The sequence below is a fragment of the Arcicella rigui genome, assembly GCF_034929435.1.
GTDB classification, from domain to species: domain Bacteria; phylum Bacteroidota; class Bacteroidia; order Cytophagales; family Spirosomataceae; genus Arcicella; species Arcicella rigui.
Map to the genome: position 1 here is coordinate 129,015 of NZ_JAYFUM010000011.1, position 17,034 is coordinate 146,048.

Consider the following 17,034-nt stretch of genomic DNA (forward strand, 5'->3'; position numbering starts at 1 on the left):
GCAAAAAAATTAAATCATTTATTCTCAGATTTTCAATGAAGAAAATACTTCGTCTTTTAGGCTACTTAGCGTGCATATCTTTATGTACGCTAAGTATGTTCAAGGCTTATGGACAACTTTCTCAGGAAAATTTTGAAATCATTTCTACAAAAACTGGACTTCCTTCTAACCAAATTTATCATTTAGCCAAAGATAAAAAAGGCTTTTTATGGCTGGCAACTGCCAAAGGCTTGTTTCGCTACGATGGCTACCGATTTGTGCGACTTGGGCCAAAAGCGTTTGCAGAAAAAATCAGTATTGAAGATGACAAACACTTGGTTGTGAGTTTTTTTTCAACAGGAATTTTCAGAATAAATACTGAAACACATGATTTTCAAGCCATTGCTACGCCAAAATGGCAAGATGATAATCCTGACAACGACCATTTTAATAATGTTTTTGTAGATGCTCAGAAGCGTATTTGGTCGGCTGACTTTCATCATGCCAAGTATTTTGATGCTCAAAAAAAACGCTGGCATTTATTTCCATTATTCAAAAATACGGCTGAAGACGTTACGTCTATTCGATACTTTATGGACTCGAAGCAAAAGCTTTGGATTTTGGCTTTGAATCGCTTGTATTATTTCGATGAACAAAAAAACGAGCCGATTCTTTTCTGGCAATTTCCTAAAAACATCATCTTACGAACCTTGAGCGAGCATGAACAGCATTTTTGGCTCGGAACGCTACAAGGAAAAATCATAAAATTTTCTCCAGAAACGAAAAGTGTACAAGCCTATTCTGTGGCTTTGAACGAACAAAAAATCAACGAAATATTATGGGTTGGCAATAAAGCTTGGATTGCAAGTGATGGCGGATTATATATTTTTGACGAGCAGAAGAAGGCGTTTGAAAATGTACGTGGTTTTGAAAATATTAAACCCAATTTTACTTCTTTTCTTTTTGACAAACAGGGAAAGAAAATATGGATTAGCTCTGACGCTGGACTTTTGAAGTATGAAAATGGACAAAGTAACTGCGAAACAATTTTGATTCCGCCTGATTTGGTACAATTGCCCGTGACGGTAACGTCTTTTCTACCAATTAATCAAGACGAAAGTTATTTGGGACTTTCACATTCGGGAATGTTGAAATGGAATAGCAAAACTGGTATTTATAAAAAATATACTTTACCCGAAGAGGTGTATGTAAACAAAATGATGATGAGCCAAACTGGAGACGTACTCTTGGCGACTTCAAAAGGCGTTTTTCAACTCTCTAAAAATAGCAATACACTCAAGAAAATTTTACCTGCCATCACAAGAAATATTACCAGTTTTTGCTTCGACCAAGCACAAAGACTGTGGTTAGTTTCGGAGTATCGACCAATACAAGTTTTTGATTATCCAAGTCTTCAAGAAGTACATTTATGGGAAAAAAATCAGACTCAAGAATTTTGGGCAAAAAGTTTAATCAACGACATCGCCCTTGCTCCAGATGGTAAAATCTGGCTTGCTTCGTGGTACTCGCCGGGTTTTGGGATATGTTATTTCAATCAAGAAAAACACAGTTTTATACAAGTAGCCGATTTACAAAAAAATAAAAATAGACATAACCAATTTATCGGTGATTATTTTTTAGGGCTTAATATTCACCAAAATCGACTTTTTGCCTCGGGCTATGGTGGATTTAATGTGCTGGACAAATCAGGTACTATTCTCTCTAAATTTGAAATTAATCGTGAAAAAGAAGATTTTCCGAATGATTATTTCGCCAAAATTGCGGTGGATAAACAAGGTTTTATTTGGGTTGGTACTTCCGACGGACTTTTACGATTTTCAGCCGATGCTAAACAGTTTGCAAAATTTATCGAAGAAGACGGTTTGATGAGCAATAATACCAGTAATGGCTTTTGGTTGAACGACCATAATCAGCTTTGGATTGGTCAAAAAAATGGCTTTAATATTTTAAAAATCAATGATATTTCTTTAAATAAAGTACCCGATTTATCATTAAGTACTTTTGAAATTTTAGGAGGAAAATCAGTTCCTTATCAAGGCGAACAAATTGATTTACAAAGGAATGAAAACAATTTAAGTTTTACTTTTTCCCCCTTGAACTTCTCTCCTATCGCCAAAAATCAATATCGTTATCGGCTTGTGGGCATCAACAAAGACTGGGTTTACAATGGCTCAAACAATACTTTAGTTTTGATAGATTTACCACCAAATACTTATCAATTGGAAGTTGCCATCGGAACGAATCATGGCGTTTGGAGTAGTAAACCTTTCAAAATGAGTTTTAACATTCAACCCAGTTTTGTAGAAACCATTTGGTTTAAAATCCTGATTTTAACTTTAGTAGCTTTAATTATTTATACTTTTTACCGATACAGAATCAACCAATTATTGAAAATTGAGCAACTCAGAACTGAGATTTCAGCAGATTTACATGATGACGTTGGAGCAACTTTGAGCAGTATTTCTATTCTTTCTACGCTGGTTCAACATCAAGTACAAGACTCGCCGACGGCTCAGAAATACTTGAATACGATTTTGGAAGATACTTCTTCGCTACAAAATAAATTAGAAGAAATTATTTGGAGTTTGCGTTCAGACCGTGATACCGTTGGGCAATTAACGGCAAGAATACGAAGAATTGGTTCAGAAATTTTTGAAGCAAAAGGTATCAATTATGAATTTGAAGTAGATGATTCAATCGCTCATTTAAAACTTTCGATGGATTTCAGAAGAAATCTTTTGCTGATTGCCAAAGAAGCAGTGAATAATTTAGTGAAATATTCAGATTGTAAAAATGCGAAAATCTCAATCCAAAAGGTAAAAGGTAATTTGGAATTAGTCATTAAAGATGATGGAAAAGGTTTTGAAGACAGCAACATTGAGGGCAACGGATTAAGAAATATGCGAGCAAGAGCCGATAAAATGAAAGGGAAGTTGACCGTTTACTCAATTTTGGGGCAAGGCACTGAAGTAAAATTGGTAGTAGCACTCACACAAATAGGTGATTGACATTCAGAAGAATGAAGCCGTAAATTGCTATTAATTCAAGAAAAAAATAACCTCAACCATCCAAATTTCACCAATTCACTAACCCATTTTTTAATAAAATCTAAAACTATGCATCGAATACTAATATATGAAGACAACGAAAGACTGAGAAGTTCGCTTGAATTATTGTTGAAGGGAATGCACAATATGCAAGTGGTTGGCGGTTTTGGAAATTGCGATAAAGTAATTGAGCAAGTGAAAGAATTATCACCCAGCGTCATTTTAATGGATATTGATATGCCGGGCGAAGGCGGAATTATTGGCGTAGAAAAAGTAAAAAGGCATTTTCCAGAAGTATTTGTGTTGATGTTTACTGTTTTTGACGACGACGAACGGCTCATGGCTTGTTTGCGTTCGGGAGCGAATGGCTATTTATTAAAGAAAACCTCTCCCCTACAAATCATTGACGCCATTGAAAATGTAGCTTCAGGCGGTGCACCCATGACCCCAGAAATTGCCCGCAGAGTATTAGAAACCTTCAAAGTAGAACGCAAAATCCCCAGTGATTTGGGGCTTACGCCCCGTGAAATGCAAGTACTTGAATTATTAATAAAAGGTCATACTTATAAAATGATTGCTTACGAATATAAGATTTCGGTAGAAACCGTTCGTTCGCACTTAAAGAATATTTATGAAAAAATGCACGTCAATAATGGTAACGAAGCCGTTGCCAAGGCGTTAAGAATGCGACTTTTTGAATAATTCTCAACATTTTTCATCATTTTCACCCACCTTTCTCCCCCAAAAGTGCTATTGATAGCTACCTGCTAATTCTTCAATTTTGATGCGTATTGTAAGGCACAAAGCAATACTTAAACATCAAAATAATGAGGAATCGTTACCTTTTTTTACTTGTGTTTTTTTCATTCAAAAGCTTTACGCAAGACCTCAGTCGCTTGAAAGAACAAAAACCAATCTCAGTTTCTGGTGGCATTAATCTGAACATTGGTACTTACAATAGTTTGTCGGGCAATCAAACTCGCCTCGACCCTTTCTCTTGGACACTCAGTGCTTCGCCAACGCTCAATCTTTATGGCGTTCAATTACCTTTTTTCTTTTTATTGAACAAACAATCTCGCTCGCTTGCAGGGCCATTTCAACAATTTGGTGTAAGTCCAAGCTATAAATGGGTAAAAGCCCATTTGGGTTATCGCAACTTGATGTTTTCACCTTATACTTTGGGCGGAAGACTTTTCAATGGAGCTGGTTTGGAATTGAATCCGGGCAAACTTCGCTTTGCGGTGATTTATGGACAATTTCAAAAAGCTGAAATGGGCTATTTAGATACCAATAATCCAACGAATCCGAACTTACCAAACGGACTAACACCTGCTTATCAACGCAATGGTTTTGCTGCAAAATTGGGTTTGGGCACTACACAAAACCATTTTGATATTACTTTCCTCAAAATTAAAGATGACCTAAATTCTATCACTTTCCCTGTCGATTTTGGGAAAGTAACGCCCGATGAAAATACAGTACTTGGCGTTTCTCAGCAGTTTCTTTTCTTCAAACATTTATTTTGGCGAAGCGATGTTGCCGTAAGTCTTTATACTCGTGATGTTCGCAGAGAAATGTTGGAGGAAAAAGATTTAGCAAAATACTCCTTCGTTACCAAAATTGTGGACATCCGCAAAGGCACTTCACTGGGCTGGGCTGGCGAAACTACGCTTGGTTTACAATTCAATACTTTTAGCATTCAAGGGCAATACAAATTGATTTCTGCTGATTATCAGTCGATGGGAGCGTATTTTTTCAATACTGATATGGAAGAATATTCAGGTGCAGCTTCCATTTCTGCTTTACAAGGAAAAGTACAATTATCGGGTACTTATGGTATTCAGAAAGATAATGTGAGTAAACTCAAAGAATACACCACTACACGCAATATTGGTTCAGCCAATTTGAATATTCAGTTTTCTCGAACGCTCGGTTTATCTGTGAATTATTCAAATTATGGTACTTCACAAAACATTCCTAATCAGATTATTGATACCGTAAAAATTTCGCAATTGAACCAAAGTTTGATGATTGCTCCCCGTTGGTTTAAAACTTCTGGAACGGTTTCTCATGCTGTGAACGGCGTACTTTCATATCAAAATGCCAACGATTTAAACACTATTTCAAAAGTACGCACAGACTTCAATAACCTCTTCGGTTCGCTTACTTATAGTTATGGAATGCCAACTCGGAAAATGACTTTTACGCCCGGCTTATTATTCATCCGCAACCTTTTGCCGATTTATAATACTTCGTCGATGGGGCTTTCATTTTCTGCACAAAGAGGAAGTAAAAAGAATAATTTCAATACTTCGCTTTCGCTGAATTATACTCAAAATGCACAAGAACAAGTAAACACAGGAAGTACTTTCAACGCCCGTTTGAATACTACTTATCGCCTGACCAAAAAGCAGCAATTCAATGTAAGTCTTTCAACGATTGTTAATTCCGACAATAAAAACGAACGCAGGAATTTTTCAGAATTATACATGAATGCTGGCTACGGCATTTCATTCTAACATATTTAAACAAATAATAAGATGAAACGAATACTCTTTTACTTATTACTACTGCTTTTGTCTTTTGAAAAAATACAGGCACAGCAGTTAAAAGTATCGGCACAATTGATTATTTCTCCGCCTTTTAGTCCGAGAGTAGTCGATTTTGTGGATAATCCTAACAAACAGGCGGCAATAGTAATAATTACCAACAATGGTGAAGCAGCCAATACACCTGTGAAAATTGTAGGTCAAATCACGAACCGTACTTCTGGGGGTAGAATTTTTACAAAATCAGGTTATAGACCCGATTTGCCAATTTTACTACCGCCTGTTGGACAATCTTTACAGATAGATTTCGGACAAGAAAATCGTGGTTTTGTGGATGTAAAAAACACAGAAGTCATTGGTTTTGACAAAGCGACAAAAGACCAAATTGTACTTTCGGGGATTTTTCCACAGGGTTATTATGATTTTTGTGTATATGTTGCTCCTTATAATGCCAATGTCGAAAACTTTCAAAATATCACAGGGCAATGCCAAAGTATTCCTTTGTCATACATAGAACCTCCTCGCCTTACTTTGCCTTCTTGTGGCTACAAAATGATAAAACGTGAAAACGTTCCGCAACAACAAGTATTTACTTGGTCGCCACCAGTAGGGAATATTTCTGGAGCTCAAATTAGATATGATTTTTATTTACTGAAAGTACCCGAAGGGCAAAATCCGAATGATGCGATGGACAATGCCATTAAATTTAATGTCGGAAATCCCTTCACCGAAAAAGATATTATCAGTACTTCCCTGAATTATACACAAGCCGAACCAGAATTGATGGTTGGGAAATACGTGTGGCGAGTAATAGCAAAAGACCAAAGTGGCGAGGCTGTTTTTCAAAACGATGGGCAAAGTCAAATCTGTACTTTTGATGTAGAAGTACCCCCAGCGATTCCTGCACCGCCACCACCGCCACGCCAAGCACAAGTAGCTTTGGTAGGAGCAAGTTCTTGTAAAGACACCCAATTGCCTGCCGACAAAACTGCCATTTATCCACAAGAAGAATTGGTTGGTAAAACATTAAAACTGGGCAAATTTGAATTAAAAGTAGATGAAATCAGCAAAAACGGTGATGGCTACGATGGCAACGGACGAGTATTTTGGAATTCAGTTCCGATAAAAGTCGTATTCACGAAAATTAATTTTAACACAGCTTATGAGATTTTTAGTGGCGATGCTCAAGCCGATAATACCAAATATAATTTCCCCGACCCTAAAGAAATTACCAAGATGAGTACTTGGAAACAATTGGCAAAAGGCGGACAAGGCTTTGATATTGGTAGTTATGTGGATGCCATTGAAGAAAATTCTCTCCAGAAAGTAAGTGCTTTATTGGCGGTAAAATTGCCAGTTGGCGTGCCAACAAAGGCAGGTTTTATCGGTATCAATTATATGCGATTTAGTCCGCATGGGGCAGATATGGGGGCATTGTTCAACCTAAAAATGCCAGAAGCGAACCAATTTCTTTCGATGGCGGCGGTGGACGTTTGCATGGTTCCCAACAAAGCTTTTGCAGGCGAAGCCAACTTGATTTTAGTTGATGATTTTAAATTTCCAGCATTGCCTTTCAATTTTATTCAAGGAAAATATCCAAATCCTGACGATTCAGGTACTTATGCACGCATTGCAGGCGATAGTTTACAGCACGTTCATGCCGTGATGGATTTGAATTTTGGCGATTCATTCTTAAAACTCGATGACGGCACAGGCAAGGTAATCGCTGGCGACGTAAAGGCAAGAATGGTCACAGATTTCTTGACTTGGAACGATTGGGTGGCAACCGTAAATATGCCAACTTTTACGGTGGATGGACTAAAAGATTTTACCATTAATGGCGTAAATGCTTTTTATGACCATTCAGATAAAAGAAATCCTGTTGATTTTCATGTGCCAGACGAGTTCAAAGGCGACCGTGGAATGACTTTCCGTGGGCTTTATATGAAAAAAACAGAAGTAAAATTACCTACCAAACTTAAAGGCACAAACGAACAACGTTTGGGTTTTATCACGAGCGATTTTATCATTGACGATAGCAATGAAATCACGGCAGTGATTGAACCAACCAATAAACCTGTGGTAGATTATTCAACAGGAAAGATTGGCGATTGGGGTTTTTCAATTGATGATTTTAAAATCAAAATCGTGCAAAATCGCTTTGAGTTGGGAATGATGAAAGGCAAACTTCAATTCCCGATTAGTAACGATTACTTGTCGTATTCCTGCAACCTCCGCAGTAATTTAGATACGATGCAGTTTGTGATTGATGCCAAAGAAAACTACGATGTACCAATCATGTTGGCAAAAATGAAATTGGATAAAAACTCTAATTTCTTGCTGGAATTCAACGGAGACAACAAAAAAATTGATTTAGATTTAAGCGGTTCTGCCAGCATTGGTTTATCACAAAAAAGCCTAATTACCATTCCTTTAGTGAAATTTGAACATTTTAGAGTATCAAATACCAAAATAAAACCTACCATGCAGGGCGAAAAAGAACTGTATTTGGACGAAGGACAATGGACACTTTTGGGCGGTTTGTGGGATAATAAAAAAGACGAAAAAGATAAAGGCAAACAAAGCGGCGGGCCGTCTTTCAATGATGAATTTCTACCTACTTACACGCCTGTCGAAGATGAAAACAAAGCCAATTTAGTAGGCTTCCCGATTGAATTAACGCCACCAAAATTTGTTTATCGAGGACTCGATGCCATCGGCTTTGGCTTTGGAGTAAAAGTAAACGTCGGCGGAGATGATAATACCATCGTCGGTGCAGAAACCAAAGTAGAGATTTTGGGAAAACTGAGCTACGTAAATGGAAAAATGTCACCTGCTTTTTCTAAAGTCAACCTTGAAAAAATCATGATAAAAGGGGCTGTTGGTCCCGCAACCGTTGAGGGTGAACTTCGCCTTTTTGATGAGGATGCCCTTTATGGAACAGGTTTTATCGGTTCAGCCAAAGTAAAAATCCCGAAAGTAGCCACCGTAAAAGCGACTTTACAATTTGGCAATAAAGGTTTTTATTATGGATATGTGGATGCCAGCGTATTGCTCACGCCAAGTATTGCGGTTGTACCGCCTTTGATGTGTTCAGGTTTTGGCGGCGGCATTTATTTCAATATGAAAATGAATACGCCTTTATCGCAAACGATTAAAGATGTTGCTCCGAACACGCAAACGACTCGTGCAGGCACAAATAACACAGGCATCAATTATACCCCGATGCTTGGAAGTTATGGCATTAAAGCCAATGTGTATATGAGTTTGGCGGATAAAAAAATGATACTTGCCAATTTGGGCATTGAGGCAAGTATCGCCAATGGTGCGTTCAGTAATTTCACAGCTTCGGGCAAAGCAAAAGTGTTGAGTTTAGACGAAGACCCTACCCGCAACGGACAATGTTTGTTGATGGCACAAACTTCTGTGACAATCACGCCAAGTAGTTTTGATATGAATGCCGATGTGGAAGTAGAACCAATTCCCGGTTTTCCAAAAGTTATTGTTCCGTTCAGAATGCACTTTGCTGATACTTGGCACGTAAAAATTGGCGACCCAGCCGAAGGCAAACAAAAAGTGGAGTTTAAATTATTACAAGTGGGCAGTGAAGATGATGCCCTTTACGCCTATTTGGCAGCGAAAGCTTACTTCGCTTTCGGAAACGATATTGGCGGTATTCCAAATTTACCTTCGGAAGTACAAACCTTTTTATTGGCAAAAGAAAATGTAAATGATAACCGAAACGATGTAGTAGATGCTGCCAAAACCAAAGGCGAAATGCAATTTAATGAATATGGCGAACCCATCGGGAATCCGCTAACATTCAGATTACTGGCAGGAGCAAGAGTTGACGGTCGTTTGAAAGTAGCCGTTGGCCCATTATCCGCCGATGCTACTTTGATTGCTGGTTTTGATGCGGCTTTATCTAAAGGTTTAAAATGTAACGGACAAGAAATTGTCGGGCTTTATGGCTGGTATGCCAATGCTCAAATTTATGCTTATGCCAACGGAAAAGTATCAGTAGCAGGCAAAGTTTTCGGCAAACGTTTCAATGTAAAATTGATGGATTTAACGGCAGGAGCTTTGCTTTGGGGTGGTTTACCTGAGCCAACTTGGGGCGAAGGCAGGCTCAGAGTAAAAGGTGAAGTACTGGCTGGCTTGGTAAAAGTAGATACGGATTTTGATTTTGATTTCGGACAAAAATGTAAACCAGTTTTCAATGGCGACCCTTTGGCGGATATTAAAGTAATTTCAGAATTGAGTCCTAAAAAAGGAGAAAAAGAGGTGGATACCAACGGAGATTTGCAGGCTGTTTTCAATATGAGTATGGATACGGATTACAGCATCGCTTTACCCGACGGTCAGCCGAGAACTTATTATTTTACCGTTCAAGAATATTCATTGACGAACCAGAAAACGCATGAAAAATTTGCAGCAATTGGTGCGAAACAGTGGGTGAATAACAACGAACAATTGATTTTGCCTTTGAACGGACACTTGAAATCTGAAACCAATTATGCTTTCAAAGTACAAGTACGCCTTTGGGAACGTGTGAATGGCGGACTTGAAAATCCTTATATCGACGAAACGGGTGTGCGTGAACAGCGTTTTGAAGAAGCCGAAAATATTTTTACTTCTGGCAAACAACCCGATTTTGTTCGTTGGGAAGATGTGGCTTATACTTGGCCAATGGATGGACAAAATTACTTCTTGAAAAATCAAACGACCAAAGCCGTCATATCTGGTGATATTCCTGATGAATTATTAGAAGGCATCAATGCGAATAATTTTCTTCAAAAAGAGTACGATTTCAAAGCTTACTTCATTGCCGAAAATGGAGGTGATACTTTGAAAACTGCCATGCAATACCAAGCTCCATCGGCAGGTGGACAAGGTAAAATTTTAGCGGATATTCCAGCAGGTTTACAAAATTCAAAAGTCTATCGTTTGGAATTACATAAAATTAAAGTGAAGAAATACGAAGTAGCCAATTTCACCAATACTATTCAAAGAACTTATCAAAATGCAGGTACTGGCAACAATGCAGCCGCTTATCAGATTAGATTCAATGCCCTAAAACCGCTTGATAAAAAAGCGGCACAAAACGATAAAGTAATGTTTTCACTGGCTTTCAAAACCAGTCAGTACAATACTTTTCAGGAGAAAATGGCTGCAACAACTTTCCAGAATAGTAAGTACGAAGACGAAATTACGCCACAGTCAAATGCTTATTTGTTCATCAAAGCTGTGCCAAGTGATGGTACTGAAAATTTTGAAGATGAGGAAATGAAAGAGCATAAATTCTCAAGTCGAGGAGCTTTGCAACCAGCTTTATTAACGGTAAATACGCCAGCATTCAGTCAAGGTACTTCCGAATTTGACCGTTTTGCGAACAGTAATATTTATAGTATTCTTACTGAAATTCAATATGGTTATGTCGGACAAGTAAGTCCAAATTACAATGATTTGCGAAATATTGCCTATCAACCCAGCAAAAGCGTTGTAATGGGAAGAGCCTTACCCCTTTTAGGAAACATTGGCGTTCGTGACCCTTATAATGGAAATATTTCTGACATCCTGAACGGTAATAATACCAACACAAAAGATGAAAATGGTTTGGGTGCATCCATCGGAAGTGCCAGTAGCAAAATGATTTCGATGGATGCTTCTATCAGTAAAACGGTGGCTTCGCAAATGGTATTTTTATCAGGAATTTATGGTTTTGCCGTAAATGACGCTCCAACAAAACCGTATCAGTTTACAATAAAAAGTGATTTTATTGCCTACAATGACTTTATGGCGGTGCGAAGTTTTGGCGAAAAAGTACAAAGAGTAAGAAATACTTATCAGCAATATTTTGGGAATAACTGGAAAACCCAAATGGCAAAAACGGAAAATACAGAAATTTCATTCGCCAGTAAAACCCTTGGAATTACAGCCTCTTACGCTGGACTGCTGAATAACCCAGCCACTTTCGACCGCTTTGGCGATTATACTTCCGTAGATTATTATATTTTCAAAAAGCGTAAAAATGGCTCGACAGTAAAAGTAAACTTAACTTATCAGCCATATCCCGGAGCAAATCAAGTAACGGTGACGAAAGATATTCAGTTGGGAGCTTCGCCAATATCATTAGCACCTGTGTATAATCAAGCAATTCCAGCCAATATTCCAAATGCAAGAGTAGCGGGCTATTTCTCAAATCCTGCTTGTTTTAATTGTGATAGGTAAGCTGTATGCGGTAGGCAATAGGCTATATGCTTTTCTCTTAGCAAGCGAATTTATCTACTTGCTAAGAGAAATTTGAAAATCAAAAAATATTAAACTCATCGCTCAAGGCTGATAACTCAAAGCTAAAATACACATGAAAAAAATATCATTATTCCTCCTGTTTTTCAGCTTTATATCTGTGGAAAATGCTTTCTCTCAAAAAGCAAATCCTACACAAAAAGATACTTTAAGCAAGAGTAAAAAGCCAAAAATCATGCTTTTGGCTCGTAATTATCGTGATTCTGTGGTTTTGCGTTGGTCGCCAAATATGCCTGCTTACTGGTTGGCTGGCACTGTGCGTGGTTATATCATCGAACGTACTGAGTATAGCAAAGAAAATCAACAGGGTACTCGACAAATTTTAACGCCCAAACCTTTAAAACCGTGGACTTTAGAGCAAATGAAAAGTCGTTTGGCAGAAGATGAAAAAGGAATAAGTGTAGTCGGAGAAATGCTCTACGGTTACCCGAACGATAAAAATTTTAAGCCTGATTTTTTCAATATCAAAAAAATCAGTCAAGAACAAAATGTTCGATTTGCCACAACTTTAACGGCTGCGGAATTTTCAAAAAAGGCTGCCGAAGCCGCTGGTTTGCGTTTTGTGGATAAAAACATCAAGAAAAAAGATGCACTTTATACTTATAAAATCTATTTGGCAGAAAGTGAAATACCAACAAAAACTAAAATTGTACTTGATACGGCACAAGTGGTTGTAGAGGCTGGACAAAGTTTTTTGACTTTCGCACCCTTTGTTGATAAACCTGAAAATGGCGATAGAAAAACCACTTTGATTTGGGACAGATTAGGGCCAGAAGGTGATTTTTCGGCATTTTACATTGAAAAAAGTGAAGACGGCAAAAACTTCAAAAGAGTAAATCAAACACCTTTTGTGATGGGAAAACACGACCCACAAGAATTAGCAAAAGATACTTTATTGAAAGCACAATTTGCCAAATGGGAAAACAAAGCTTTTTACATCGACAGTCTCGCTAAAAATTACCAAAAATATTACTACCGTATTCGTGGCATTGATAGTTTCGGCGAAGAAAGTAAGCCTTCTGAAACGATTATCGCAATGGGAAAAGATTTAACGCCACCCAAATCACCTGATGATTTCAGAGCAAAAAATATCAATAATACTGCGATTATGCTTACTTGGAAAAAACCAATAAAAGAAGCTGATTTTAAAGGTTATGTGATTGGACGTGGACCAACCGTGAATGGCCCTTTTCAGCCGATTACGAAAAATATCATTCCGCCTAATACTTTAAGTTTTACCGATACTGAGCCACAAGCTTATATTGGCGATTATTACATCATCGCTTCGGTTGATACTGCTGGCAATTTAGCTTATACTTTGCCGATTGCTGGCGGTATTGAAGACCGTCTGCCACCTTCGTTTCCGACAGATTTAGTCGGAAAGGCAGATTCTTTAGGAAGAGTAAAACTTAGTTGGAAAAGTCCGAGAAACCCTGATGTTGCACTTTTTAAAGTATATCGCTCGTACACTGCTGAAAACAAGTATTATACCCAAATAACGCCTGTTGGTATTTCGAGTAATACTTTTACCGATACTTTAGCCAGTAAAATGCTCAACGAAAATGTGTATTATAAAGTAGTTGCCATTGATTTAAGTAACAATCATTCTGCTTTTTCGGAATTTTTAAACGTAAAATTACCCGATAAAAATCCACCAACTACGCCAGTGATTAAAGACGTGTTGGTGACAGAAAAAGGCGTGAGTTTATCCATTGTAGGCAGCGAAAGTGAAGATGTAGTTGCCCATATTATTTACCGAAAAGAAGGAAATAATGACTGGATGACTATTAAAGAAATTGCTAAAAATCCAATTCTAAGTTCATTATTGTATGAAGACGAATCAGTAGTTTCTAATAAATCTTATCAATACGCCGTAGTTGCCAAAGATGACGACGGCTTACTTTCACCAAAATCTTTCCCGATTCCGATAAAGTATTTTAGTAAAACCAACTATCCTACGGTTTCTAATATAAATGTAACCATTGATACTCAGAAAAAACAAGTAAAATTAACTTGGTCGCCAGTTGAGAGTCCAATTTTAAGTCACTATCTAATTTACAGAGCTACAAATGGTGGAGGTTTAGAAATGATTGGCTCAATCAAAGAAAATAATTATACCGACAAAGATTACAGAACTGATACAACTTATCAGTATGCTATCAAGGTGGCTTATCAAAATGGTAAATTTTCAAACATCAGTAAGCCGAACAAATAACAGTATTTAATTGCATGCAGTATAGCGTACACCCTCAATGAGTAATTTAAAATAAATCTTATTTTATTGTTAAGAAGGTTTCATCGGCATACATGCTTAAAACCTTACATTTATTGTACATATACAAGATTTTCTTACAACAAAAACAGTTTAAGCGTTTAATTTAATCAATTGATTAAATTAAACGCTTAAACTGTTTGTTTTTTATTTTTACGTTAATACATTTGTTGCACAAATCACAGAAATTATGAATTGCCTAACCAACTCGGCTGAAAACAAAATTAAAGAAGCAGCTATTAAAGTTTTTTTAGAAAAGGGTTTTGATGGAACTACCACCCGTGATATTGCTAAAGAAGCCGGCGTGAATAGTGCTTTGATGAATTACTATTTCAGAAGTAAAGAGAAGCTGTTTTCTTCTGTCTTTGAAGAGAAACTTCAGCAATACTTCTCTGGGATGATTGAGATTTTCAACAAACCAATTGGTATGAAAGAGAAAATTTCAGACTTGATAGAGAATGATTTTCAGATGTTTAAGAAAAATCCTGATTTATCAAATTTTATTATTCACGAATTACACCGCAATCCAGACCGTTTTTTCAGTGCTATCGCATTCGATAAAATCGTTGACCACTCTTCACTGTCGAAGCAGTTAACAACCTCTATCGAAAATGGTGAAGTCATTCAAATTGACATAAAAAATGTTCTTCTATTAATGAAATCCAACATCCAGTTTATTTTTTTATGCAAATCTATGACTTGCAAAATGTGGAAAATGGAAGACGAAAGTTTTGAAGAATTTGCCGAAAAACACAAAACGATTGTAAAAGAAATGATACTTAATTATCTATTTAATTCTTCAAAAAACTAAATTGATGATACCATTTAAGCAATTGTTTAAAATAGTTTTTAACGATTCGGAACAAGCAATACTTTTATTAAGTTATTATTAAAGCAATATTTCAGACAAATTGACAACACACACACCGCTAAACACTATACCTTATCTAAAAAATTAGATTAATCTCAGTTAAGCTATTCTTGAAAAACATCTATGAATTGTAATTTTTCATAGATTAAATAACTATTTAATAAGATGTAGCATTTAGACTTCATCTCAAAACCATAAGTGTTATACAATACTTACTCATTTAGTAATAATTTGTAAAAAAGGCATTAAAATATTATTTTCTTCAATCTCTTAAAATTTCTTAAAACAGAAAGTATTGATACTAAAGCATTAATAGTTCAGTTATGAACCATAAAGTTTAAAATATAATCAATATCATTTTTATTAAGTACCGTTTTTAACATTTTTACTCACAACAAAACATTAAATTAACCATAACCATAGTTTTGTACTATTTGTATATGACACTTTAAAAGTTTTTTTTAAAAAAAAGTACTTTTTTGATTATAAACTGTGAACCATTTTAAAGTTTCCATAGTTTATAGTTTTTAGAGTGTTTAGATATACTTGATTTTCTAAAAAATATCTTTACTAATTATAATTTGAAGGAATATTACTCCAATATGTTTTAAAATTTCTTCGTTGCATTTAAAATTAAATCACATGAAAGACATCATCGTACAACCCGCTTCAGGAAAATTAGGTATTTTAATGCCCGGTATGGGAGCAGTAGCTACAACTTTTGTTGCTGGAGTTCTGGCAAGCAGAAAGGGAATTGCTCAACCAACTGGTTCACTTACTCAGACAGCTAACATTCGCTTAGGAAAGAGAACAGACAACAGAAACCCAAAAATTAAAGACTTTGTCCCTTTAGCAAATCTTAATGACTTAGTTTTTGGTGGATGGGATGTTTACGCTGATTCTATGTACGATGCTGCGGTAAATGCTGGTGTTTTGGAGAGAGGTCTCATCGAATTAGTAAAAGATGAACTCGAAACTATTAAACCTATGAAAGCTGTTTTCGACAAACGTTATGTGAAAAACCTTGATGGCACAAACGTAAAAACAGCAGCTACTAAACATGAATTAGTTGAGGCGTTATTAGAAGACATTGAAAACTTCAAAATTGCCAACGACTGCGAACGCCTTGTAATGGTTTGGTGTGGTTCTACTGAAATCTACCACGAAGCCAAAGAAGTACACGCTTCTTTAGCCAACTTCGAGGCTGGTCTTTTAAATAACGACCCAGACATCGCTCCTTCAATGATGTATGCTTATGCAGCCTTGAAATCAAATGTTCCTTTTGCGATGGGTGCTCCTAACTTATGTTTGGATATTCCTGCTTTAGAAGAATTGGCAAAATTAACCGAAACGCCAATCGCTGGTAAAGACTTCAAAACTGGACAAACTTTGATGAAAACTATCGTTGCACCGGGTCTTAGAGCAAGAGCTTTAGGTGTAAGAGGTTGGTTCTCTACAAATATTTTAGGAAACAGAGATGGTTTAGTATTGGATGCTCCTGAAAACTTCAAAACGAAAGAAGTATCAAAAGGAAACGTATTAGACGGTATTTTGGATGCTAATATCAACCCTGAGCTTTACGGAGATATTCACCACAAAGTAAGAATTGAATACTACCCACCATTGGGCGACAACAAAGAAGGTTGGGATAATATCGACATCTTTGGCTGGTTGGGTTACCAAATGCAAATCAAAATCAATTTCTTGTGCCGTGACTCTATTTTAGCTGCTCCGATTGTGCTTGACTTAGCTTTATTCCTTGACCTCGCTAAGAGAGCTCAGTTATCAGGTATTCAAGAATGGTTATCTTTCTACTGGAAAGCTCCACAAACTTTACCAGAATTAGAGCCAGTACATGATATTTTCAAACAATTGGAAAAATTGGAAAATACGCTAAGATATTTAATGGGCGAAGAGTTGATTAATAACCTTGGAATGGATTATTATGAAGACGTTGACCAAGAAATAGAAGCATAATCAATACCT

Annotated in this window: 7 protein-coding genes; all 7 read left to right on the forward strand. The window is 36.7% G+C overall.

Annotated features, from left to right (window positions below; translation table 11 throughout):
- Nucleotides 1–35: 35 nt before the first annotated feature.
- A complete protein-coding gene (locus VB248_RS11200; RefSeq protein WP_323296867.1) occupies nt 36–3,008 on the forward strand; it encodes a sensor histidine kinase in 2,973 nt (990 codons plus the stop codon).
- Nucleotides 3,009–3,116: 108 nt separating this feature from the next.
- Nucleotides 3,117–3,749, forward strand: a complete 633-nt coding sequence (locus tag VB248_RS11205) for a response regulator transcription factor (RefSeq protein WP_323296868.1) — start codon at nt 3,117–3,119, stop codon at nt 3,747–3,749.
- A 125-nt stretch (nt 3,750–3,874) separates the two neighbouring features.
- Entirely contained in the window at nt 3,875–5,566 is a 1,692-nt protein-coding gene (locus tag VB248_RS11210) for a hypothetical protein (protein WP_323296869.1), read from the forward strand.
- Between the two features lie 21 nt (nt 5,567–5,587).
- Nucleotides 5,588–11,827, forward strand: coding sequence for a hypothetical protein (locus VB248_RS11215; RefSeq protein WP_323296870.1), 6,240 nt, complete (start codon nt 5,588–5,590; stop codon nt 11,825–11,827).
- Between the two features lie 133 nt (nt 11,828–11,960).
- On the forward strand, nt 11,961–14,120 hold the full coding sequence (locus VB248_RS11220) for a fibronectin type III domain-containing protein (RefSeq protein ID WP_323296871.1): 2,160 nt from the start codon (nt 11,961–11,963) through the stop codon (nt 14,118–14,120).
- A 247-nt stretch (nt 14,121–14,367) separates the two neighbouring features.
- Nucleotides 14,368–14,988, forward strand: a complete 621-nt coding sequence (locus VB248_RS11225) for a TetR/AcrR family transcriptional regulator (protein ID WP_323296872.1) — start codon at nt 14,368–14,370, stop codon at nt 14,986–14,988.
- Between the two features lie 702 nt (nt 14,989–15,690).
- The gene (locus tag VB248_RS11230) at nt 15,691–17,025 is read left to right on the forward strand and encodes an inositol-3-phosphate synthase (protein ID WP_323296873.1); all 1,335 of its coding nucleotides are present in this window, start codon (nt 15,691–15,693) and stop codon (nt 17,023–17,025) included.
- Nucleotides 17,026–17,034 lie beyond the last annotated feature (9 nt).